The following is a 24,909-nucleotide window of genomic DNA, read 5'->3' as shown; positions in this document are numbered from 1 at the left end:
TACATTATTAGTCATTTTTTATCCTGCAACCATTCTAGTTACAAAAACTAGATTCGTCAAGTTTTGCTACATATAAAAGGGATGTCCTAAGTGGTATTGACCACTTAAGACACCCCTTAATATTAACCATTACTTACTCTTCTGACTCAGCTGGAGTCTCATTTGCCACATCTTCTTCATCCGCCGCCTCCGCACCGCGAGTTTGAATTACTGAGGCAATCAGCTCTTCTGTATCTGCAATCAAGGATATGCCCTGTGGAAGCTGAACATCACCTGCAAGCAGCTTGTCACCAATACCTAGTGAGGCCACATCAATCTCCAGACTGGCAGGTAAAGCATCAGGCAGGCCTTCCACTTCAAGGTCATTTGCTTGAACCTGAAGCACGCCGCCTGCTTCTGTACCTATCGCTGTACCGTTAATATGCAATGGAACTTTTACACGAATAGGCTTGTTTTTGGATACATGCTGAAAATCTACGTGAATGATTTTGCCACCCTGCTTCTGAACCTCCTTAATCAATACAGGATAGCCCTCGTTCTCTACCTGAAGCTGAAAAAATTCAGATCGGCCGCTACGTAGAAATTTAACAAGATCTTTCGATTCAACAGAAATCATCAAATTTTCGCCTTCAGTTCCATATACAACCCCTGGAATACCTCCATTGTCCCGCAGCTCATGCAGAGAAGAACGGGTAGTTTCCGTTCTGTGCGAAGCACTTAATTGCTTGGAATGATGATTCTCCGTCATATAACTAACAACCTCCTCAGATAATAAACATGACCGAAGCCATAACGTTATCTTTCCCAAATTGAGTAATAACTTATCGATAATCCATATATGACCATTTATTTTACACTGAGATAAAAATTTTACACTGCGTTAACATAACTTAACCATTTTCTTAGTCTCTACGCGGTAAAATTAATGTATGCCTATCACATTTTTTCAGATCAATTATTTTATTTTCCGGAGGTCGTATAGTCATGCCAGATTCAGAATTAACAGGAAATGGTGCTCGTTACTTAAACCGCGATTTGAGTTGGGTCGAATTTAATCGGCGGGTTCTACAGGAAGCAAAGGATACCAGTAATCCACTTCTGGAACGGGCTAAGTTTTTATCCATAGTCTCGAGCAATTTGGATGAATTCATGAGTGTTCGTGTTGCGGGAATTCAGGATCAATTACGAGCAGGATATGCAAAAAAGGATTTCTCAGGTTATTCTCCTGCTGGATTGTACAAACGACTAATCTCCCGCATTTCGTCAATGGTTGCTGATCAGTATCGCACATTTAAAGAACTATCAAGACTGCTTGCAAAAGAAAATATCTCTTTCCTTAAATATGAAGATCTGAATATTACCCAACGCAAATCAATGGAAACCTATTATCATGACATTATTTTTCCGGTGCTGACACCGATGGCTGTAGATCAGAGTCGTCCATTTCCACTCGTCCATACCGGTTTCGTATATTTGGCAGTTGTGTTAGAACCAGAAACCCAAAGATCAGAGGAGGAAGAGCCTTTTTTCGCAATAGTGCAAATACCATCAAATCTTTCGCGTATTATTTCTCTTCCGCATCATTCTAACAGCAAGAAGCAGCCATTTATTCTTATTGAGGAACTCATCAGGCACAACATTCATACGCTGTTCAGCGGATATAGACCTCTAGCAGTACACGAATTCCGACTTACCCGCAATGCCGACCTTGCCCTTGATGAGGAAGGGGCGGAAGATTTATTGGAAGAAATCGAAAAGGAGCTTAGAAAACGCCGTTGGGGTGCGCCTGTCAGACTGGAGATTCAAAAGGGCATTCATCCTTACGCGCTAGAGCTGCTCACAGAGGAATTCGAAATCCATGACTCCATATTTGAAATTGATGGTCCACTTGATCTCGGCTTTCTGGGCAAGCTATCTTCCGCTGTAAAAGGATATCCGAAACTAAGAAATAAACAACTTGAGCCCGTCTATCCGGCAGAATTCGTTGAAAACGACGATTACTTTGAGGTGCTTAAATCCAAGGATGTACTCGTATATCACCCTTACGAAAGTTTTGATGCAGTCACCGACTTTATTATCGAAGCGGCAGAGGACCCTAAAGTCATGGCGATCAAAATGACTCTATACCGTGTTAGCGGCAACTCCCCGCTCATTTCAGCGCTGGCTGGAGCAGCGGAATCCGGTAAACAGGTCACTGTAGTCGTTGAGCTCAAGGCAAGATTCGATGAAGAGCGGAATATCGCGTGGGCTAGAAAGCTTGAGAAGTCGGGCTGTCATGTCGTATATGGTCTTGTTGGTCTGAAGACTCATGCGAAGATTTTACTCGTGGTTCGACAAGAAGGACGGGATTTAAAACGTTACGTCCATGTTGGCACAGGCAACTATAACGATATTACTGCCAAGCTGTACACTGATATCGGTCTGTTCACAACAGATCCGGCTATCGGTGAGGATGCATCTGAGCTGTTTAATTTCATAACAGGCTACTCCTCGTCGACTGCGGATCGTTGGCAGGCTTTTACACTTGCCCCTAGCGGAATGAAGGACAGGCTATTGTCCCTAATTTCCAGAGAAGCAGAGCATGCAAGAGCAGGCAGACCTGCCAAAATAATTGCGAAAATGAATTCCTTGTCCAATCAAGAGATGATCGATGAACTGTATGATGCCTCCGCCGCTGGTGTAAACATCGAATTAATTGTTCGCGGTGTGTGCTGTCTTCGCCCTGGCGTTGAGGGACTGAGCGAACGAATTACGGTACGAAGCATTGTAGATCGATTCCTTGAGCACTCCCGAATATATTATTTTGAAAATGGGGGCTCCCCGGAAATATGGTTGTCCAGCGCGGATTGGATGACCCGTAATCTCACTAGAAGAGTTGAGCTCATGTGTCCTGTGAAAAGAAAGGAGACAAGTGAGACACTAGTAGAAATCTTGTCGCTCTCCCTGTCCGATAATGTGAAAGCAAAAAAGCTCGTCTCGAACGGAAAATACGAACCGATCGCAAACGAGCTCCCACCTTGCCGCAGCCAACATACTGCTCTTAATATCAATGTATGGAAGAAGGGGTCATCTCCCATTCCAATTTGACATCCCATACTTTTTTGAAATTTTTAGCCGTAGCCTCAAGCTGCCTGATTTCCAGGTAAGCTTGACTGCGGCATTTTAATCCCAGCAGCAATGCTCCATGATCAAATGAGGCTTCAACCCTTTCAATCGCTCCGGTCTCACTGCTATCCAAAGCAACTGCAATTTGAAGCAGTGATCCCAGCTGCTGGATCAATATAACGTCACTATCTCTTAGCAAACTGCGGTATTCACCTACATTAAGTCTTTTCCCGTTACTGGAACGATAATCCGCAATATAGGCGCTTAGTATGCTCTCACGGTGTGTAAGACCTCCAATTGGAGCATGGGTAAGCCAATACAGCGTATGTTTGTCATATTGATGATACCTGATGCCACTGCCGATTTTATATAGCATAGCTGCTACATGAATCAGCTTTTTGCAATCTTCACCAGCCTCCGATGAATCCAGTCTCATCACCTTGCACAAACAGTCAGCATGTTTTCTCACACGCTCTAAATGAGCTGGTGATACTGTAGAATGAAAAGACAGCAGAGCATCTACCTGTCGAGAAACTACCTCAGCTATTGAGGGGAGCTTGGCCCCCATCGTTTTCAGCAATAACCCTTCCCTCAGACCTGTGCCGCTAACTATACATTTTATTGACCCAGTTGCTTCTTTAATTGCCTGTAAGATAAGCAACCCCGGTACAATAATGTCAGCACGGGCTTTAGATAAACCGTCCATTCGTTTACGCTTGTCCAGCGGCATCGGGGGAAGCAACTCAGCAAAGTAATCAATACTCTCATTCTCTAGTGTATACTGATGAGCCACTCGCAGCGGATACTTTCTTATGCGCTGATCCAGCTTACCCAGAGCACGCACAGTGCCTCCAAGACCCACTAATGTTAAGCCGGGATGAGATCTGATCCAGTCATAGTCTGTTATCAGCTCTTCTACTCGTGCGCGCAGATCCTCCATATTTTGCTCAGACCAAGTATCTTCTCCTCCGTAAGCCAAGAGAGAATTCACTGCACCGATTGGAAGAGATACACTAGATACTAATTCCCGATTAAGGAAAAGAGTAATTTCAGAGCTGCCGCCGCCGATGTCAATAATAAAACCATTCTCTATTTCCATTCCTCCGACGACACCCAAATAACCATAGTAAGCTTCTTCTTCCCCCGACAGTATGTCAATCTTCAGTCCGGTTTGAGCGTAAAGGGTACTAGCAATTTCATCTGCATTAACGGCATTTCGTATCGCAGCAGTCGCGGCAACAACGATATCCTCGCAATCATACACCCTGCAAATATCCTGAAATTCCCTCAAAATCGGTACAATGGATAAAATATCCTTGCGTCCCATCACCCCTTCATTATTTATTTTTTCACTCAAGCGTGCAGATTCTTTATTCTCATTAATTAGCCTGTATTGTCCTTGCGCAGATACCTCGTAAACAGCCAAACGGATTGAATTGGACCCGATGTCCACAATACCTAATCTCTTATGTCTACTCTCCATATGCGGGCTCCTTGATTCCATGAATTCTGTGCATTCTATTTCACATATCTCCACTTTATCCCAACCGAATGTAAAAATAAACCTCAAACCAAGAAAAAAAGGCGCCCGAAGGCGCCAGATAATGGATGAAACCCGATGTATTGATTGGAAAAGATTTAATTACTAATATTACATGCCAATGCTTCGAACTAATTCAACAACTTCTTCAGCCGTCTGCATTTGCAGTGCCTTCTCTGACAAAGAGGCCATCTCCGCTTTGGAGAGCTTCATGATTTGAGAACGCGCAGGAAGAATCGAAGTAGCGCTCATACTGAACTCATCAAGTCCAAGACCGAGAAGCAGCGGAATCGCAGTAGCATCGCCAGCCATCTCTCCACACATACCCGCCCAACGTCCTTCTTTGTGCGCTGCATCAATGACCATTTTTACTAAACGCAAAATCGAAGGATTATACGGCTGATACAAATAGGAGACACGTTCGTTCATCCGGTCAGCAGCCATCGTGTATTGAATCAGATCGTTCGTTCCGATGCTGAAGAAATCAACTTCTTTCGCAAACTGATCGGCCAGTACGGCTGTAGAAGGAATTTCAACCATGATCCCGAGTTGAATAGAGTCGGATACTTGCACCCCTTCGGATACGAGCTTCTCCTTCTCATCCAGCAATAATGCCTTGGCTTGGCGGAATTCGTTCAGCGTTGCAATCATCGGGAACATGATGCGTAAGTTGCCATATACGCTTGCACGAAGCAATGCTCTTAGCTGTGTTCGGAAAATATCCGTCCGATCCAGACAAAGACGAATCGCTCTAAAGCCGAGGAACGGATTCATTTCTTTTGGCATATCCAGATATGGAAGCTCCTTGTCACCGCCGATATCCAGTGTTCTTACGACAACAGGTTTACCTTGCATTTTCTCAAGTACGGTCTTGTATGCATTAAATTGAACATCCTCAGAAGGAAGCTCTGTACGGCCCATATAGAGGAATTCGGTACGATACAGACCTACGCCCTCGCCGCCATTTTCCAGCACACCATTCACATCGTTTGGAGTACCGATGTTAGCTGCCAGCTCTACATGGACGCCATCCTTAGATTGTGTCGCGACCTTTTGCAGTTTCTTCCACTCTGCGATTTGACGCTGATGATTGTCGCGTTTTTCACGATATTGCTCCAGCACCTCAGGAGTTGGATTCACAATAACTGCACCATCAAGGCCATCTACGATCACTATATCGCCTTGATTTACTTTGGACAGCACCTCTTTTGTTCCGACAACTGCCGGAATTTCAAGCGAGCGTGCCATTATTGCAGAGTGAGAAGTTCTCCCACCAATATTCGTAGTGAAACCTTTAACATAAGTGCGGTTTAATTGTGCTGTATCCGAAGGCGTCAAATCTTCAGCTATTACAACAACTTCTTCACTAATGTCTGCCGGATTCATAAAGGATAGGCCCAGCAAATGCGTCAGCACACGCTTCGTTACATCTCGCATATCTGCTGCACGTTCCTTCAAATAATCGCTTTTCATATTTTGAAACATTTCGATAAACTGTTTCGTGATCTCGTCTAATGCAAATTCAGCAGTCGCTTTCTCTGACGAGATTTTGTCACGAACCGGTGTCAGCAGCTCCGGATCATTCAATATGAGAAGATGAGATTCAAAAATCTCAGCCTTTTTCTCTCCAAGCTCCTGAAGCGTGCGCTCTTTAATCGCTTCAAGCTCTTGTTGCGATTTCGCCAGAGCTTCATCCAGGCGTGCAATTTCAGCGGTAGCATCATCCGCATCCCGACGTGTAATTGTAAAGTCGGGATGCTCCAATTTGAATGCTTTAGCTATTGCCACTCCTGCCGATGCTGCGATACCCTCAATCTTAAGCATGGACTTCTCCAAGTCCTGCGGAAATCATTACATCAGTGAGCGCTTGAAGAGCTTCTTCTGCATTTGCTCCTTCAGTGAGCAAAGTGATCGAATCACCCTTCTCCAGACCAAGAGACAAAACGCCAAGAATTGATTTCAAAGTTACTTTTTTACCGTTACCTTCTGCAAATGCTTCTGTTTCTTTAAACTTATTTGCTGTATTAACCAAGACAGTTGCTGGACGTGCATGAATTCCGTCTTCATCGATGATAGTAAATTTTCTTTCCATATTGATCAACCTGCTCTCTTAAAATTTATTTTCTTTAGTAAAATTATTTTATCGTAATGATATTATCTTCCCCGCTCTTCAATGTCCCGGATTTCTTAAGTTCAACTACAGAACCTTCCGGAAGATTAGAGAAGATAATTGGAGAAATGATGGAAGGAGCATGCTCTTTCACATAAGCAATATCTACTTCCATAATCGGTTGTCCTGCGGACACCAGATCTCCTTCATTTACTAATACCTTAAATCCTTGTCCCTTGAGCTTAACCGTATTTACGCCGATATGAACGAGAACTTCTTTACCGCCATCCGACATAATACCAACCGCATGTTTACTAGGAAATACGTTGAACACTTTACCGTAGACTGGAGATACAATCGTTCCGTCATGTGGAAGAACTGCAAAGCCGTCACCCGTCATTTTCTCAGAGAATACGGGATCAGGAACCTTTGTAATATCCATAAGCTCACCGTTTGCCGGCATCACAATATCCTCATGAATAATCGCATCTCCGTTTTGTGCTGCTTGTTGTTCAACTTGTGCAGGCTTCCCGGCACTAGCTGATGCATCAGGCTGACTAGGAGCAATAGTCGGTGTCTTCCCTTTCATGATATCAGAAATCTGCGTCTTAATTGTATCTGACCGTGTACCGAAAATAGCTTGAATATTGTTACCAACTTCCAATACCCCTGATGCTCCTAGCTTTTTAAGGCGATCTTTACTTACTTCATTTTTTTCCTTAACCTCTACACGCAAGCGCGTAATACAAGCATCCAAATGCACGATGTTATCGCTGCCGCCAAGAGCAGACAAAATGTTATGAGGTAGTTCATCATGAGTTACAGGTTTTGCATCGTCATTATTCTCATCAACTTCAGCATCTTCACGACCTGGTGTTTTAAGATTGAACTTGCGAATAACGAAGCGGAAGCCGAAATAATAAATGACCGCCAAGATCAGACCGACGATAATAACATTCCACCATGGGGTGCGTCCCGGAATAACCCCAAAGATCATATAGTCGATCAGACCACCGGAAAATGTCATCCCGATTTTAGTACTAAGCAAATGCATTGTCATGAAAGACAAACCTGCGAAAACACAATGAACTGCAAACAATACAGGTGCTACAAACAAAAAAGAGAATTCTAACGGTTCCGTGATCCCTGTTAAGAACGAAGTCAGAGCTGCTGAACCCATGATACCCGCAACATATTTTTTATTTTCAGGTTTTGCTTCGTGATAAATGGCAAGAGCAGCAGCAGGCAATCCGAACATCATGAATGGGAATTTACCTGTCATGAACGTGCCGGCAGTAAATGGAGCACCGTCTCTAAGCTGAGCCATAAAGATCTGCTGGTCACCGCGTACCAGTTGTCCAGCACTATTTACATATTCACCAAATTCAAACCAGAAAGGAGAATAGAAAATGTGGTGAAGACCAAACGGTATCAGCGCACGTTCTACAATACCGAAGATGAAAGCAGACAATGTCCGGTTTTGTTCAAGCATGAAGTGCGAAGCCGAATTTAGTCCACTCTGGATCGGTGGCCATATGAGAACCATGATGAGACCAAGAACAATTGATGTTGCTGCTGTCATAATCGGAACAAACCGTTTACCTGCAAAAAATCCGAGATAGGAAGGAAGTTCGATTTTGAAAAACCTATTATACATACTTGCCGCCAGGATTCCGACGATGATACCGCCGAACACCCCTGTAGCAAGTGTCGGAATTCCCAGTACATTCGCATATGCTGCGTCTGTACCGATCATGCCAGGCGTAACACCAATCACCGAGCCCATCGTAATATTCATAACCAGGTAACCGATGATTGCTGCTAATCCCGCAACCCCTTCACCACCAGCCAATCCGACCGCTACACCCACTGCGAACAACAGTGCCAGGTTGTTAAAGATGATTTGCCCGGCATTCATCATTACTACAGCTACTGAATGTACGCCATGATTATCCAGGGCAGGAACCAGGTCCAGAAATTCCGGACTTACGAGCATGTTCCCGATTCCCAGCAACAATCCTGCCGCAGGTAGAAGAGCAACAGGAAGCATAAGCGCTTTACCGACTCTTTGCAAGATGCCGAAAAACTTCTTGAACATAAACATCCTCCTACAGTAATCCTTGAGAATTAAACAACAAAAAAGCATGAGCTAAAAGATACTGATCGTGTTCGTCCCTATTACGGATATAATACCCCGTTAGCCAACGAAACAATCAATACTTTATCAACTCATGCCTGATCGAATCAGTCACACATCGTGATTTATTCAGTTGTTTACCACAAAAATTATATCAAACCCTGCTGCAGACTGCAACCCCATTTATTAAGTTTGAGGAGGAGCTATACGGTGTAAATGCATGGTCAAATAACTGACTTCCGCCGGATAGATTACTTTTTGTAAACGTTCTTCCATCACTTGGGTTAATTTCACTGCCAACTTGTATAACACAGGATATTCCTGTTTCAAAAGTGCATCCAGCTTTGACTTCTCCGTTGCTTGCTCACCACGGCGGATACGTTCAATGGCAAATCGCAAATGAGTAAGCAAGCGGGAATAATCCAACGAGCTTCGCAAAATGGTGAATTTGAATTCCTGTTCGATCAATGCGATCAAATCAGCAATTAATTGTGTATGCTCCCGAACTTCACTAACATGTCGGTTTGTTAATGCACTATTGATATGCAAAGCGACAAATCCTACTTCGTCCTCTCCGAGATCAACTCCAAGCTTCTGATAAATCAGATCAACCGCATACTTTGCCATTTCATATTCTTCCGGATATATCTCCTTCGTCTCAAAGAGAAACGGATTGTGTATGAGCAAATCCTGTTCGACTCTTTTGATGGCAAAAGCAAGATGGTCTGTCAGCGCAATATGTATGTGCTCATTTAGCTCGGACTTGGTCTGCTTCGCAATATACAACACAATCTCACCGATAATTTCAATTAATTTCTCATCGACTTGTGGAATGAGCTGCTTATACTGCTCCTGTTCCTGTTGATTTTTAAGTAAGAACATCTTCTCAACAGACTCCAAAGGGATGGTATCCCCGACCTTACGATTGAAACCGATTCCTTTGCCAATCACAACAACCTCACCATATTCTGGATGATCAGCGATGATGACGTTGTTATTAAGCACTTTGGCCACTTTTAGGCTCTTCACAATTGTATTGCACCTCATTTAACAGCGTTATTTCCGGAACGCTTATAACTATTATAATCGACCCTAATCATCCTTGCCAGTCATCGCGTGAAATAAAACAAAAGCATCTCACATTATTATGAGATGCTTTTGCTAGCCTTTATATATGCAATGCAATTAGTCTATACTTCTTTCGGCTCATACTCGTCTAAGCAGAAGGCGTTTGAGGGGTTTGCGAACCATCTTGCTGAGCAATTAGCGGAGATGCGCCTTCAGCCTGCTTTGAGATGGACTGACTAACATTTCCTTTTCCTTGTGTCAATCCCTTAATTAACTTATCAAGCTCAATACCTGATACGCTTTTCAGCATTTCCGGTGCGGTAGCCATAAGCTCAGTTACATAATTACTTACTCGTGCCGCGCCTTCGCCCTTTCCAGTATCTACCACTGTCAATTTATCAATGGAAGATATCGGAGTTGCTATTTTACCAGCTAATTCCGGCAGCATTTTAACGACAATATCCAGGACAGCGGCTTCTCCAAATTTCTGGAATGCTTCCGCCAGTTTTTCTTTGGCTTCTGCTTCAGCCAGACCGCGCAGACGAATAATTTCTGCATCTGCAGTACCTTTTGCCCGTTCAGCATCTGCGATCGCTTGACCTTCTAGACGCTTCTGCTCCGCGGATGCACGTGCCTGTGTTTCAATAGAATATTGGAGGGCATCCGCTTCACGCATTTTACGGGCCTTATCAGCTTCAGCAGCCTGCTCAACCGCATAACGATCGGCGTCTGCCTTTTTCTTAACCTCAGCATCATATTGTTTCTGCCTAACAGCAATCTCTTTATCCTGCAAATCAATCTCGCGTTCTTTACGTACGAGCTCGACCTTCATTTGTTCTTCAACCATCGTCTGTTTAGCACGAGCCTCCTGAATATGATACGCCTGATCCGCTTCAGCCTTCGCAGTATCCTGTTCCTTCTTAAACGAAGCAATCTTCAGTTCTTTTTCCTTAGACGCTTCGGCAATGTTCGTATCTCTGAGCAGCTCTGCCTTTTGTCCTGATTCTTCCGCCAGCGCCTTCTGAATCCGTGAATCCCGGACTGCTTCAGCCTCAGCGATTTCAGCATCTCTTTTTACCGCAGCAATTCTTGGTTTACCAAGCGCCTCCAAATAACCATGCTTATCACGTACATCCTTAATGGTGAAGGAAACAATCTGAAGTCCCATTTTCTTAAGATCTCTGGCAGCAACCCCTTGCACTTCCTGGGCAAATTTATCACGGTTGCGGTATACCTCTTCTACGGTCATAGAACCAAGAATCGAACGCAGATGACCTTCCAGCACTTCTTGGGCTTCCCCTTTCAGAGACTCAATAGGCTTGCCCATAAATTGTTCAGCCGCTGTAGCTACATCCTCTACAGAGCTGCCTACCTTGATAATAGCGACTCCATCAGCGGATACAGGAACCCCTTGCTCCGTATATACCTCAGGTGTCATAACATCAAGCTTATGGGACAGGAGCGACATAAATTCACCTTTCTGAAAAATAGGCCAAATAAAAGCACCGCCGCCACGAACAATTTTTATTTTTCGACCGGAGTCATCCTCAGAAATGTTACGGCTCCCGAGAAAAGATCCAGTAACGATCATTGCTTCATCAGGGCTCACCGTTTTGTATCTAGCCCAGAACGCTATACCCAGCACAACGATAACTGCGATAATAACACCAGGAATCAACACAGCTTCAGACAAAAAATCCAATCACATCATCCCCTTGTCTAATTGATTACGTATTGCTTTCGTCTTTCTCGTACAGCTCAGATACTTGCACAACACCATCCTGCGTATTCACCACAACGATTAGTGTCCCGACAGGAATATCCCTGCCATCCCAACTGCTGGCGATATGTAGCGTATTGCCCGAGACCATTTTGATCATGACCTCACCGTAACCGTTAGAAGGAATTGGCACAGTTACTTCGCCAAGTTTGCCAGGAAGCTCGCTATTTGAAAACCCGACTGAATTTTCACTATTCTCCATCGGCTTTACATAGGCAAAATAAATAATTACCGATAGCAGCAGAGCAATTAGAATCGAGATAATTAGTACTGCAATAGAATTGATATTCGTATATCTGGAGAGCAAAATCCCTGAACCACCAAAAGTAGTAATCGCGGATGCAGAAATAATCGGCTTAAGAAAATCTGCGGACAAAAAATCAAACACACCTTCCAGCCAACCTCCGAGCAGATCACCGAACAAGGTACTAATTAGAGTAAACAGTGCTCCTCCTACAAAGCAGCTCCAAAATAACAGTTCCAAGACAATCCTCCTTTCTCAATTACGTGATAATACATGTCAAAAATAACACATAGCCACTACTCGGTACTATCAAATAATTCTCACTATATGTCATTAATACGTATCATTCCCCAAGATGTTTCATCAAGTTAATTAATCTTGGACTTGTGCACATAAGAAAAAGAGTACACAACATGTTCTCATTAAACATAGTTGTGCACTCTTTTTAATAAAATTACAAGGAGAGTCGATAAATCTCCAGTACATCCGATTTTTCGAGGACGGCAAAATTTCCAAACGCTCCAAATCGCACTGCCTTATCTGCCATAGATTCCAAATTGCTGTCGTCGATGTTATAATCTGACAGACTGCTCGGAGCACCAATAGAATTCCAGAAGGCACGGAGCGCCGCAATTCCTTCACTTGCGATTTGTTCATCGCTCTTACCGCTCGGGTCAACGCTGAACACGTGAGTAGCAAGACGCTTGAATCGGGGAATATCATGATGCATAACATACTTCATCCAGTTCGGGAACAGAATAGCGAGCCCTCCGCCATGAGGAATGTCGTACACTGCAGATACAGCATGCTCGATATTGTGAGTCGCCCAGTCGCCTGACAACCCCATATTCAGTACTCCGTTAAGAGCCATAGTTCCGCTCAGGAGTATAGTCTCCCGATGTTCGAAGTTTTCCAAATCGTTCACGAGTTTAGGAGCGGTCTCAATGACTGTGCGAAGCAGACCCTCACAGAACTCATCCTGAAGAAGCGTGTTGGAATCTTTATGGAAATAATGTTCAAGCACATGCGACATAATATCAACGATTCCATAGACTGTCTGGTCCTTAGGAAGTGTAATAGTATTTTCTGGTTCAAGAATTGAAAATGCTGGATAAGCATACGAACTACCCCAGCCCAGCTTTTCCTGAGTCTCTTCGTTGGAGATGACCGAGCCGCCATTCATTTCAGAGCCTGTGGCTGCCATCGTCAGCACTGTGCCTAATGGAAGTGCATCCTTCGGAGCCGCCTTATGCTCTGCAAAATCCCACATATCACCGTCATATTTTGCACCAACAGCAATTGCTTTTGAGCAGTCAAGCACACTGCCTCCACCTACCGCAAGAATCAATTCGATATCATTACTTTTACACAAATCTACTCCTTTGTGAACAGTGGACAAGCGTGGATTCGGTTCTACACCTGCGAGCTCGGTCACTTCGGCGCCGATTTCCTGTAAAATTGCAATCACTCTGTCATAAAGACCGCTTCGCTTAATGCTTCCCCCGCCATACACTAGCAGTACTCTTTTCCCGTAATGGGGAACTAACGTACTCAAAGCTTGCAATTGGTTCTTACCAAAAATCAGTTTTGTCGGATTATGAAATTGAAAACGGTCCATTTGTTAACTCCTCTCTTAATCAAAAAGTAACGTTCCAGCTACCCCCTATATTATACTTTTTCTTTGAATAAAAGGCCAAAAGCCATCCTCTTAAGAGGATAGCTCTTTATAGCCTGCGGAATTTACAAAACGACGGAACGCTGCTCGTCCAGATTCATTCGCTTTGAATACACCTGCATGTTCTAATATTTCTGCAAATTTGTTACCGACATTTTCTCGCAACACCGACTCTGTCTGATCTTTTGTTAGCGCTGTACCGTGTTCAGCAATCAATTCCTTAATCCAGGGAACATGAACGGTCAGCCCGGAACGTGTACCCGACACTGCAGCCTCGTACATTTCACTATTTCCGCTCAAAATTTCCGCGATTTCAGACAATTCCTCTTTAAGCCGTCCCGGCAAAATAGCCAGGCCCATCACTTCGATCAGACCGATATTTTCTTTCTTGATATGATGCATTTCCCGATGAGGATGGAAAATTCCTTCTGGATGCTGATCATCACATCGATTGTTGCGTAGTACGATATCCATCTCATAGCCGCCGTCCTTGCTTCTGCGAACGATAGGAGTTACCGTATTGTGTGGAACCTGCTCCTCTTCAATCTTGCTGAATGCGTAGACATCAGCTGCAGGGTCACTATATACCTTCCACTGCTCATAAATATCGTTAGCTGCCTCAAGTAAAATTTCCTGATCCTGACCGTTTAAACGAAGTACCGTCATTGGCCAATGAACTATACCTGCGGTAACACCACGATAATTTAGATGCTCGAATTTTGCTTCAATCGGTGCTCTTTCTAATGCAAAAGTATGTTTTCCGCCCTGAAAATGATCATGTGTTAAAATCGAACCGCCTACAATCGGCAAATCCGCATTAGACCCGATAAAATAGTGCGGGAACTGGGTCGTAAAGTCCAGCAAGCGCTTAAAAGTCAATTTCGTAAGCTTCATCGGCACGTGATCATGATGGAATACGATGCAATGCTCGTTGTAATAAACGTATGGTGAATATTGAAAAAGCCACGGCTCCTCATTCAAATCAAGAGGAATTGTTCTTAAATTTTGACGAGCCGGATGATTGATTCGCCCTGCATAACCTACATTTTCCCGGCATAATTGGCATTTTGGATAGATCGGAGGAGGAAGCAGCTTCGCCATGGCAATTTCCTTCGGATTTTTCTCAGGCTTGGAAAGATTAATCGTAATCTCAATATCACCGTAAGAAGTAGGCTGTTTCCAGTAAATATTTTGTGAAACCCTGTCCATCCGAATATAATTGCTTGCTACAGACAGCTTGTAGAATTCGTCTGTCGCTGCCTCAATCCCGGACTGACCCTTTGTATTCATGAATTTGGCTATGGTTTCTGAAGGACGCGGCATCAAGAGACCCGTAATACGAGCATCAAGCAAATCACGGTAAGTATCCGTATTTTCAGGAATCAACCCAATTTCGAAGCCAAAATCTATTAAAATCTGCAACGGTTGCTGTGGACCAGATAATGATTCACTTCCAACCTGAACGAGGTACGGCTCATCAAAGCTGAACAATTCCAGCAGCCGGTTCCGTGTATAATCCAGATCCTGCTCCTCAAATAGCCCCTGCTCCAGAGCATAGTGGAGAAGCTGCTCTATCGCATGCTGCGCTTTCTGCTTGTTTGTCTCTTCTGCTCCCACTGTTCTCAACTCCTTATTTATCGTCATACCCGTTAGGATGATGGAGATGCCATTCCCAAGCGCTGCGAATAATATCATCAAGTTTATCGCGGGATGGGTTCCAGCCAAGCACTGTTCTTGCCTTATCTGAAGAAGCGATCAGTATTGCGGGATCTCCGGAACGACGCGGGCTAGTTACTACTGTGAACTCACGTCCAGTTACTTCACGCACTTTAGCAATTACTTCCGTAACGGAGAAGCCTTGCCCGTTGCCAAGGTTAAACACATTGCTGTCGCCGCCGCTAACCAAGTAATCTACAGCACGCATATGTGCATCAGCCAGATCGCTTACATGAATGTAATCACGAATGCATGTACCGTCCGGTGTATCGTAATCGTCACCAAATACGGAAATCGATTCGCGTTGTCCAAGTGCTGTCTGCAGAATCAACGGAATCAGATGGCTCTCCGGACGATGATCCTCACCGATCTTACCGCTCTCATGTGCCCCGGCTGCATTGAAATAGCGGAGTGCTACATATTTTATGCCCAGCACCTTGTCGAACCAGGACATCATCCGTTCCATTGTCAGCTTTGTTTCACCGTATACGTTCGTTGGATTCGTTGCATCGCTCTCTTCAATAGGTACTTTTTCCGGTTCACCATAAGTTGCCGCTGTTGAGGAGAACACAATTTTCCGTACATTCGCTTTATCCATTGCCTCCAGCAAACATAGAGTTCCGTACACATTATTATCGTAATACTTAACAGGGTCCTTCATACTCTCCCCAACTAAAGAATTCGCAGCAAAATGGATTACGGCCTCAATGTCATTCTCTGCGAACAGCTTTGCAAGCAGTTCCTTGTCGCGTAAATCACCTTCATACAGCTTGCCTCCAAGCAGTGCTTCACGATGCCCGGACTGCAAATTATCGATGACTACAACTTCTTTTCCTCTGCTAAGCAATTCCGCAACCGTATGTGAACCAATATAACCTGCTCCACCTGTGACTAAAATAGCCATAATTAGTTCTCCTCCTTCATTTCATGAACTCCATTACCTACGCCGCATACATAAAACTCACCTTTGAGCCCTGTCCGACGTTCGTATGCTTCACCAACCTCATTGAGAAAACGTTCAACAGAATCTTCATGCACCAACGATACCGTACACCCTCCAAAACCCGCTCCGGTCATCCGAGAACCAAGTGTTCCATCAATTTTCCGTGCTTCTTCTACCATCACATCTAGCTCTAAACAGCTTACTTCATACAGATCACGGAGCGAATCATGAGAAGCATTCATCAGACTGCCAAAAGTGATCAGATCATTGTTACTAAGTGCTTCTACGGATTTCAATACTCTGGAATTTTCTAATACGACATGAGCAGCACGATTGTACAGAATCTCATCATTAAAATTGCTCTTAAGCTCCTCTAGACGTTCAGGAGCAAGGTGAGCAAGATATTTCAATTCCGGCTCATCCTGCTGCAATATTTGCAATGCAGTGTCACACTGAGAGCGGCGCTCGTTGTATTTGGAATCAACCAAACCTCTTCGTTTGTTCGTATTGCCAATCACAAGCTTATAGGAGCCGGTAGCAAATGGAACCAGCTTATATTCCAATGTATCGCACATGAGCAAAATCGCATGATCCTTCGCACCGTTTGCTACCGCAAACTGGTCCATAATTCCGCTGTTCACACCAACGTACAAATTTTCTGCACGCTGGGATAAAAGTGCGATTTCTACAGTATTCGTATCTTTTCCTTCCATAGTAGAGAATGCATACGCCGTAACAACTTCAATGGAAGCGGAGGAGGACAGACCTGATCCATTAGGAATTTCACCATGGTACAATAGATCATAACCACTGGTAAGCTCAGTTCCCAACTTGCGTAGCTCAACAATTACTCCGAGCGGGTAATCAACCCATTCGCCAGTTTTTTCATTTCCGATTCCTTCCAAATCCACTTCAATATGATATGGAAAATTTGTAGATGTAAATGTTACTTTATCGTCATTACGTTTCCGTATAGCAAGTGTTGTCCCAAACTCCAGCGCTGCCGGAAGAACATACCCTCCATTATAGTCAATATGCTCACCGATCAAATTTACGCGGCCGGGAGCATTAAAAACTTGAATTTCCTCAGCGCTCTCTCCGCAACGTGTAATAAACAAATCTAACATTTCCTGTCTTTTCATTAATAACACCCCATCATTATGGAATCTTGCATTAGTTGTTGCTCACGTATTTAGTATAAGAAAACTATACGTATTAAGTAATGTATCTATGCGAGTTAAATATGGATAATTGTGACCTCAACTAGTAATATAAAGAGTATATTAATACTTTACAAGGAGAGAAGTATATAACTATGCCTGAAACATATAGCGCTGCTGCCAATCCCGAAATATTTCAAACAAATGACCTTCACGTTCTATTTGCCGGTGAAAGCCAGACAATGGCTAACCACAAATTAGGACCTAAAGTATATGATTACTTTCTATTGCACTGTGTAGAACAAGGCAGAGGAAGCTTCCGAACGGAGTTTGCTCACTATGAGCTTGGGCAAAACGATTGCTTTCTAATCCAGCCTGACCAACTTGTCAGTTATGCATCAGACGATAATCAGCCCTGGAGTTATCGTTGGATTGCTTTTACAGGCGATAAAGCAGCAGAGTTAATCACACATGCCGGTTTCACACCACAGCTTCCAGTATTTCGATCCGGTCAGGACAGCAAAATCCCTGAGCTGCTGGAAGCGGTCCTTCAATCATTCCGCAGCAAGAAATCAAGCGCTCATTTATTATCTCTAGGAAGTCTATATTTAATTTTGGCTGAAGCGGAAGAAGCATTAGTCCTTGAATCTACTCTGCCTGCAGGAGAATCGGGAGTCCAGCGAATAGTCAAACAAATGATACACTATATGTCCAGCCAGTACGCCCATCCCGTATCGATTGAACAAATGTGCTCCAGCTTGGGATATAATCGTGCTTATCTATCAAGGATTTTCAAGAAGGAAACCGGAACTACACCTGTTACCTACCTTTTAAAGCTTCGGATTGATAAATCACGGCAGTTGCTAAGGCAACGCCCTGAGCTGTCTATTGAGCAAATTGCCTCTTCCGTCGGACTCACCGATGCATTATATTTTTCGCGCCAATTCCGAAGATTTCACGACGAATCTCCAAGCGAATACCGCAGAAACGCATCTGGAAAAAAAACATCCAAATAAAGCAAAAACACCTTCTGTCCATAGTCTTGGATGGAAGGGGTGTTCTTCTCTCTTAATGCTTCAGCAGTTCACTTACTTCACCCAGAACAGCACCAATTGGCTCTGTAATGAGCAAATCCGCCTGATGATCAAATGCGGTGGATGAAGCATTCAGCAGCACGGTTCGGTCTCCTTGAAAATACGTAACAAAATGGGCGGCTGGCTGTACTGTCAATGATGTTCCTCCGATCAGCAATAAGTCAGCTTCTGCAATCGCCTTCACTGAATCACGTATCACCTCATCATCAAGGCTCTCCCCATACAGCACGACATCCGGTTTCACAATGCCTCCGCACTCCTTGCAGCGCGGTACGATCTCAGAACTGGTCATTACATCATCCAAACTATGAAACCTGCTACAATCCATGCAATAATTTCGGTGTATCGAACCATGAAGCTCAAGCACATGTTTGTTTCCCGCCATTTGATGCAATCCGTCGATGTTTTGTGTAACGACAGCAGATAGCTGGCCCCGCTCTTCCAAATCAGCCAGCAACTTATGAGCAGAATTGGGACGTGCTTCCGGATGAATCATTTTTGTTTTATAAAAGTCGAAAAACACCTCTGGATGGCGATTAAAAAAGGGACGGCTTAAAATTTCTTCGGGAGCATACGGCGACTCCTTTTCGGTCTGATAAATTCCTGCTGCTGAGCGAAAATCAGGAATACCACTTTCGGTAGATATGCCTGCCCCTCCAAAAAACACGATTTTACGGCTTTCCTTGATCCATAAAGCCAATTGTTCCTTTGCGTTCACTATGTTTTCTCTCCTTTTATGTCAATTGCACCATCAATTCGGAATATCCTGTCACAATGTAATCTGCATCCAGCAAATATTCTTCACCTGAAGCAATATCTCCAGCAATGCCAATCGCAGCTCGTAGTCCAGCGCGTTTCGCCATAATCATATCTCCATTACTATCTCCAATTAAAATACATTCCTCCGTAGAGGTTCTCATTTCCCGTAAAGCCAGTGTTACCATTTCAGGATCGGGTTTTCCCTTGCCAACACGATCTCTACCTACAATGCTGCAAAAATAATTGCGAAGGCCCATCCACTCCAGATGCTTTAACGTCTCTGCTGTTGTATCTGACGTTACGATACCTAAAGCGATACCAGCTCTGCTGCAGGATACAAGAAAATCATGTAAACCTGGCAATGCATGTGCTGGTCTGCATCTTTCAACTTCAATCATTGCTAAAGCATTCAGCTCACGAACCTTCATTACCGCTTCATTCCAAGGCATCCCTGCATTATAGAATCGCCAGGCCAATAACGCGGTTACTTCTTCCTCCGTACCCATCGCAAGCGGACCTGTTTTATCATATCCGATGACTATCCCCTGTTTATTGTAGACAAGACCAAGCCAATCGGAAACATTCTCTCTGGGCGCTGCCTTCATTATAGAGAGTTGTCCTTCAATCAACTGAACCAGCTTGTCTGCCCAAGTTCCCCACATGTCCATAAAATTCAGCAGCGTGCCATCCTTATCAAACAATATACCCCGGCATGACAGAGTGGTATCAGCAATAGTGATCCCTGGCATTTTGCACCTCCATTGTATTGGGCCTGGTACTCTATTTTCTATTTTACATCGTGACTGGACATGAGACAAAATCAAGTCCCATTACATATTCCAAGGTGTCAACAGTTGGACACAATTATGAAACCTGATAGCGTTTTCTATTGTGATATAAATCACAAGTTCGCGTTTTTAAAAGGAGTATTTTATACATAGAAGAATTAATTTAAATTTTAACATTTATTTGCTAAGACCTATAATCAGCGGAATCGCACTGAAAGGAGCCTTCGTCATGAGCGCAAACCCAATACAAGCACGAGGAGAGACGTTCTTCCTGAACCTGCGATTTCTTTTGATCCTTTGCGTCTTTGTCGGAAATGCCATAGAACCTTTAATTACCCGACTGGATAGCATGCATTCTCTCTATATGTGGATTTTCACCTTTCATATGCCACTATTTGTATTCGTAACAGGATATTTCGCCAAGCACAATTTAACTGGTGAAGCCGGACGCAAAATATTGCTGCAAATATCATTCCAGTACATTATTTTTCAAACGTTATATTCCCTGATGGACGTCACCGTATTTCAAGTTAAAAATATTCACCATTCCTTTTTTGCTCCATATCTACTGATCTGGTTTCTAGCAAGTCATATCGGCTGGCGACTACTACTTCTTATGATGCACAAATGTTCTGCGGTTCAGCAGTTAGCTATATCCATCACACTCGGGGTTCTAGTCGGTTATTTGCAAATGGACGGAACGTGGCTTAGCATCTCTCGTACTTTCGTATTTCTTCCATTCTTTATCGCGGGTTATCATTTTTCATTTGAAAAGCTGGAGCAAATGCTCACCATTAAAGCAAGAGGATTTGCATTATCTATATCCCTTCTCTTATTTGCTGTGATACTTCTGAGCGGCGTAGACATTGCCCCAGGATGGCTCTACGGCAATATGACCTATGGTCAGCTGGACCATCATGAATGGTATGCAGGAATATATCGTCTTTGCCTTTATTTATTGCAAATCATTGCCGGAGCTGCATTTTTATCTATCGTGCCACAAGGGGCGAGCCAATTAACAGAGTACGGGCGCAGAACTCTTTATGTATTTTTACTGCATGGCTTTATTATCCGGTTCGCTGCCGTTTCGCCGCTATATCAATATATCCAGAACGACTGGACCGCTCTTTTCGTTGTGATCGGGGCAATAGTGCTCACAATGATGCTAAGTCAAACTGTCGTAAGAAAATGGACCTCACCTGTAATCGAGCCATCTGTTCAGTGGGCGTTAGCGATGCAACGGCGTGCCTTTGGACATATCGGAGCCACTGGCAAACATTAAGCAAACCATGCCCGTGCATTTATCTTCATATCATTTTTATATCTAGATTATGCTGAAGTCCCCAGTTTAACCGGGGATTTCTTGATTTTGCTTGCTAGAAAAAGAAGAACACATATGATAGACTTTAAAGATAGCCTTTAGCGGTGTAATGTTTCAAAGTTTCATATTAACAATATATTTTTATTTATAGGGGGATCGTCATCATGACAGCCAAAAAAATGCGTTCAGACATGATTAAAAAAGGCTTCGACCGCGCACCTCACCGTAGTTTGCTACGTGCCGCAGGTGTTAAGGAAGAAGACTTCAATAAACCTTTTATCGCAGTATGTAACTCCTATATTGATATCGTACCGGGTCACGTGCATTTGCAGGAGTTCGGTAAAATTGTAAAGGAAGCAATTCGCGAAGCTGGCGGTGTTCCTTTCGAATTCAACACCATTGGTGTTGATGACGGTATTGCGATGGGTCATATCGGCATGCGTTATTCCTTGCCAAGTCGTGAAATCATTGCTGACGCTCTGGAAACAGTAGTATCTGCACACTGGTTTGACGGTATGGTCTGCATTCCCAACTGCGATAAAATTACACCAGGCATGATGATGGGCGCTCTGCGCGTGAACATTCCAACGGTATTCGTAAGTGGTGGCCCTATGAAAGCTGGCGTTGACAGCAAAGGGCGCAAATTGTCCCTTACATCTGTATTTGAAGGTGTTGGTGCTCACCAAGCAGGTCAAATCAGTGATGACGATCTGATGGAACTGGAACAATTCGGCTGTCCAACTTGCGGCTCCTGTTCAGGTATGTTCACAGCCAACTCCATGAACTGTCTGGCTGAAGCACTCGGACTTGCTATGCCAGGTAACGGAACAATTCTTGCAATCGCTGAAGAACGTCGTGAATTTGTTAGACAATCCGCGCTTCAATTGATGGAACTCATCAAGCTGGATTTGAAACCTCGTGATATCGTAACTAAAGAATCCATCGACAACGCTTTTGCACTTGATATGGCAATGGGTGGTTCTACTAATACTGTGCTTCATACACTTGCTCTTGCTCAAGAAGCAGGGATCGATTATCCGCTTGAACGTATTAACGAGGTTGCTAACCGTGTACCACATATCGCCAAGCTGGCTCCTGCATCTGACATCTTTATCGAGGATGTTCAAAGAGCGGGCGGCGTAAGTGCTGTATTGCATGAATTGCTCAAGAAACCAGGGGCGATTTTCGGTGAGCAAATGACGGTTACAGGTAAAACAATCGCTGAAAACGTTGCTGGTTGCGAAATCCTCGATCATAGCGTCATTCATCCAATCGACAAGCCTTATTCTGAAAAAGGTGGACTTGCAATTCTTTACGGCAACCTTGCTCCAGAAGGTTCTGTAATTAAAGTAGGTGCAGTTGATCCTTCAGTTGGCGGATATCATAAAGGTCCTGCAATTTGCTTCGATTCTCAAGAGCAAGCACTTGAAGGTATCGCTAACGGCAAAGTAAAAGAAGGCACTGTCGTAGTTATCCGTTATGAAGGGCCAAAAGGTGGACCAGGAATGCCGGAAATGTTAGCTCCAACCTCACAAATCGTGGGTATGGGACTCGGAGCAAAGGTTGGCTTGATTACGGACGGACGTTTCTCAGGGGCTTCCCGTGGTATCAGTATCGGTCACATTTCTCCTGAAGCTGCAGAGGGCGGACCTATTGCATTTGTTGAGGATGGAGACATTATCGAGCTTGATCTCAACAACCGTAAAATCGAACTTCATGTTTCTGACGAAGAACTTGAACGTCGCCGTGGAAATTGGAAAGGTTTTGAACCAAAAGTGAAAACCGGTTACCTTGCTCGTTACTCCAAGCTGGTAACAAATGCGAGCAAAGGCGGCATCTTGAAGATTTAATTCACATGCATTTTTAAAATACGAAAGGCTCTCCCAAAATCGCATTCCAGCGGCGGGAGAGCCTTTCTTTTTCTAATAAAATTAATGATTCAAAATCGCTACAATAGTTGTTGGCTCATAGTGGCTTGAAGTGCAGTCTCATCTTCTTCCTCAGGCTCCACTTTTTTATTATAAAGACGATGATGTGAGCCGTAAGATCCATCCTTCAAATATTTATCCATCAGTGTATCCATAGACATAACAATTAACTTTGGAACTAGTTCATGTGATGATTTCTTCACACGTGTATTTCCGGAAGGATGAATAACTCGTAATAAGAACTTCAGATACATCTTTGATGAAGTGGCAAACCAGCCTTTCGGAAGATCAGTTACTGTAAACCCGAATTTCTCTGGCCCACGGTTAATCATACTAACGCCGTACACCGCTTTAACATCATGCGTCTCAGGGTGACTGCTGATGTAACTTGCTAGCTCCGGCAACGTCTTCTCAACACCTCTTATCATTTGAAGAGCCAGTTGAACCGGAGTTCTGGATCGTGATCCAATAGTAAACAATTTTTTGTTATCAAAGTGCAGCTCCAGAATTCGGTCTCCACTCCTAAGGACATCCCCGTTATCCATAGCTACATCCTTGCCGTGATACGGCCGAAACCGAAAATGAAATATAGGATCTTCTTTATTGGTCGTTTGCAATTGGAACATAAGGTGAAATATCTTTTCCCACAGCAACCATAAAGTGACGATAAACTGTTTGAACCATGATAACTCTGTACGCTGATATTTGGAGCCTTTTTCTTCAAACGCTTTAGAAGTTCCTGATTTTGGAGCCTTCCTATCGTTCCTGATACGTTCAGTCTCCTGAATCATTTCATCAATACGAATGCTGCGAAGCCCGCGGCGCTGTGCCTCTTCCAGCACTCTCTCCAGAGCAATCAGCATTTCCCCCGGAGCTCCGTTATCAGCTCCAAGTGTAGCGCCGCAATCGTGAAGCAGAAATACCTCGCCTCCACGCAGTTTTTTCAGCATACGTTTTGTCAGGCGATCTGCACCAACCTTAACGCGCCAATCGTTGAAAATACTTGACCATAACACGATTTGAGTATCATTACGTTTGGCAAAATCAAATAAATTGACAATTCCCCATGGAGGGCGATAATAATGTGTTGTTTTTCCGGTCACTTCGTAAATGATCTTGTTTGTCTTCTGTATTTGCTTCTTAACAGTATCAGGAAACATCAACCAATTCGTCTTGTGTACATAATTATGAATCCCCACTAAATGACCCTCATCATACATTCGTCTAATGAGGTGAGGATTTTTTTCGGCATTCGAGCCAACTACAAAAAAGGTTGCCTTAGCTCCATAACGCTTCAAAAGATCAAGCAATTTTGGAGTATACACAGGATCTGGCCCATCATCGAAAGTGAGAGCAAATTCATCCTTAGTTGAGCCATGCCTGAATACACGAAAACCGAACAAACGAGTAATCAGTCCAGGTATGAACGCATATAACGATGAAATGTAAAATAACCACAGCAGCAAAGTCTCCATGTCGTTCTCCCCACTTTTCTATGATTCAATGACTTTGGCATACACTATAGCATAGCATCACTCACT

The 24,909-nt window shown here is 43.8% G+C and carries 19 protein-coding genes; 4 read left to right on the top strand and 15 right to left on the bottom strand.

All coding sequences use genetic code 11. The features are described 5' to 3' along the window. Nucleotides 1–133: 133 nt before the first annotated feature. On the bottom strand, nucleotides 134–748 hold the full coding sequence (locus BLS49_RS16925; protein ID WP_091233200.1) for a 50S ribosomal protein L25: 615 nt from the start codon (nucleotides 746–748) through the stop codon (nucleotides 134–136). Nucleotides 749–984: 236 nt separating this feature from the next. Here BLS49_RS16925 and ppk1 point away from each other — a divergent pair, with 236 nt between their 5' ends. Then, nucleotides 985–3,087 carry a polyphosphate kinase 1 gene (gene ppk1 / locus BLS49_RS16920; RefSeq protein WP_091233197.1) on the top strand — a complete coding sequence of 701 codons (2,103 nt, stop codon included), beginning with the start codon at nucleotides 985–987 and terminating at the stop codon, nucleotides 3,085–3,087. On the opposite strand, the gene BLS49_RS16915 is transcribed toward ppk1, so the two are convergent. From BLS49_RS16915 to BLS49_RS16865, 11 genes are all read right to left on the bottom strand, one after another. Then, on the bottom strand, nucleotides 3,047–4,588 hold the full coding sequence (locus BLS49_RS16915) for a Ppx/GppA phosphatase family protein (protein ID WP_175471452.1): 1,542 nt from the start codon (nucleotides 4,586–4,588) through the stop codon (nucleotides 3,047–3,049). The two genes, ppk1 and BLS49_RS16915, sit on opposite strands and share 41 nt — an antisense overlap. Before the next feature lie 168 nt (nucleotides 4,589–4,756). Beyond that, nucleotides 4,757–6,469 (bottom strand): phosphoenolpyruvate--protein phosphotransferase, encoded by a 1,713-nt coding sequence (ptsP, locus tag BLS49_RS16910; RefSeq protein ID WP_091233192.1) that lies wholly within the window; start codon nucleotides 6,467–6,469, stop codon nucleotides 4,757–4,759. Next, nucleotides 6,462–6,737 carry an HPr family phosphocarrier protein gene (locus BLS49_RS16905; protein ID WP_091233189.1) on the bottom strand — a complete coding sequence of 92 codons (276 nt, stop codon included), beginning with the start codon at nucleotides 6,735–6,737 and terminating at the stop codon, nucleotides 6,462–6,464. Before BLS49_RS16905 ends, ptsP begins: the two co-directional genes overlap by 8 nt. Before the next feature lie 43 nt (nucleotides 6,738–6,780). Next, on the bottom strand, nucleotides 6,781–8,853 hold the full coding sequence (gene ptsG / locus BLS49_RS16900) for a glucose-specific PTS transporter subunit IIBC (protein ID WP_091233186.1): 2,073 nt from the start codon (nucleotides 8,851–8,853) through the stop codon (nucleotides 6,781–6,783). A 225-nt stretch (nucleotides 8,854–9,078) separates the two neighbouring features. Further along, complete coding sequence (glcT, locus tag BLS49_RS16895; RefSeq protein ID WP_091233184.1) at nucleotides 9,079–9,921, bottom strand: glucose PTS transporter transcription antiterminator GlcT; 843 nt, start codon at nucleotides 9,919–9,921, stop codon at nucleotides 9,079–9,081. A 187-nt stretch (nucleotides 9,922–10,108) separates the two neighbouring features. Further along, a complete protein-coding gene (locus BLS49_RS16890) occupies nucleotides 10,109–11,653 on the bottom strand; it encodes a flotillin lipid rafts scaffold protein FloT (RefSeq protein WP_091233254.1) in 1,545 nt (514 codons plus the stop codon). Between the two features lie 34 nt (nucleotides 11,654–11,687). After that, nucleotides 11,688–12,224, bottom strand: a complete 537-nt coding sequence (locus tag BLS49_RS16885; RefSeq protein WP_091233181.1) for an NfeD family membrane protein — start codon at nucleotides 12,222–12,224, stop codon at nucleotides 11,688–11,690. 214 nt (nucleotides 12,225–12,438) lie between these two features. Further along, complete coding sequence (locus BLS49_RS16880) at nucleotides 12,439–13,602, bottom strand: iron-containing alcohol dehydrogenase (RefSeq protein WP_091233178.1); 1,164 nt, start codon at nucleotides 13,600–13,602, stop codon at nucleotides 12,439–12,441. A 90-nt stretch (nucleotides 13,603–13,692) separates the two neighbouring features. Next, complete coding sequence (locus BLS49_RS16875; protein ID WP_091233176.1) at nucleotides 13,693–15,303, bottom strand: UDP-glucose--hexose-1-phosphate uridylyltransferase; 1,611 nt, start codon at nucleotides 15,301–15,303, stop codon at nucleotides 13,693–13,695. Further along, entirely contained in the window at nucleotides 15,290–16,279 is a 990-nt protein-coding gene (gene galE / locus BLS49_RS16870) for a UDP-glucose 4-epimerase GalE (protein ID WP_091233173.1), read from the bottom strand. The genes BLS49_RS16875 and galE overlap by 14 nt, the downstream gene beginning before the upstream one ends. Nucleotides 16,280–16,281: 2 nt before the next feature. After that, nucleotides 16,282–17,460 (bottom strand): galactokinase, encoded by a 1,179-nt coding sequence (locus BLS49_RS16865; RefSeq protein WP_091233170.1) that lies wholly within the window; start codon nucleotides 17,458–17,460, stop codon nucleotides 16,282–16,284. 173 nt (nucleotides 17,461–17,633) lie between these two features. Here BLS49_RS16865 and BLS49_RS16860 point away from each other — a divergent pair, with 173 nt between their 5' ends. After that, nucleotides 17,634–18,494 (top strand): AraC family transcriptional regulator, encoded by an 861-nt coding sequence (locus BLS49_RS16860; protein WP_091233167.1) that lies wholly within the window; start codon nucleotides 17,634–17,636, stop codon nucleotides 18,492–18,494. 52 nt (nucleotides 18,495–18,546) lie between these two features. On the opposite strand, the gene BLS49_RS16855 is transcribed toward BLS49_RS16860, so the two are convergent. Both BLS49_RS16855 and BLS49_RS16850 read right to left on the bottom strand, forming a co-directional pair. Further along, on the bottom strand, nucleotides 18,547–19,290 hold the full coding sequence (locus BLS49_RS16855) for an NAD-dependent protein deacylase (protein ID WP_091233164.1): 744 nt from the start codon (nucleotides 19,288–19,290) through the stop codon (nucleotides 18,547–18,549). A 16-nt stretch (nucleotides 19,291–19,306) separates the two neighbouring features. Continuing rightward, nucleotides 19,307–20,080 carry an HAD family hydrolase gene (locus BLS49_RS16850; RefSeq protein ID WP_091233160.1) on the bottom strand — a complete coding sequence of 258 codons (774 nt, stop codon included), beginning with the start codon at nucleotides 20,078–20,080 and terminating at the stop codon, nucleotides 19,307–19,309. Between the two features lie 268 nt (nucleotides 20,081–20,348). Here BLS49_RS16850 and BLS49_RS16845 point away from each other — a divergent pair, with 268 nt between their 5' ends. After that, nucleotides 20,349–21,401: an acyltransferase family protein gene (locus tag BLS49_RS16845; protein ID WP_091233156.1), complete on the top strand. Its 1,053-nt coding sequence runs from the start codon at nucleotides 20,349–20,351 to the stop codon at nucleotides 21,399–21,401. A 203-nt stretch (nucleotides 21,402–21,604) separates the two neighbouring features. Then, nucleotides 21,605–23,290, top strand: a complete 1,686-nt coding sequence (gene ilvD, locus BLS49_RS16840; protein WP_091233153.1) for a dihydroxy-acid dehydratase — start codon at nucleotides 21,605–21,607, stop codon at nucleotides 23,288–23,290. Between the two features lie 98 nt (nucleotides 23,291–23,388). Here the strand turns inward: ilvD and BLS49_RS16835 are convergent, their stop codons facing one another. Next, nucleotides 23,389–24,843, bottom strand: a complete 1,455-nt coding sequence (locus tag BLS49_RS16835) for a polysaccharide deacetylase family protein (RefSeq protein ID WP_091233149.1) — start codon at nucleotides 24,841–24,843, stop codon at nucleotides 23,389–23,391. Nucleotides 24,844–24,909 lie beyond the last annotated feature (66 nt).

The sequence above is a fragment of the Fontibacillus panacisegetis genome, from assembly GCF_900102215.1.
Classification (GTDB): Bacteria; Bacillota; Bacilli; order Paenibacillales; family Paenibacillaceae; genus Fontibacillus; species Fontibacillus panacisegetis.
The sequence above is the reverse complement of the archived record's forward strand: the minus strand, read 5'-3'. Positions and strand labels throughout refer to the sequence as shown.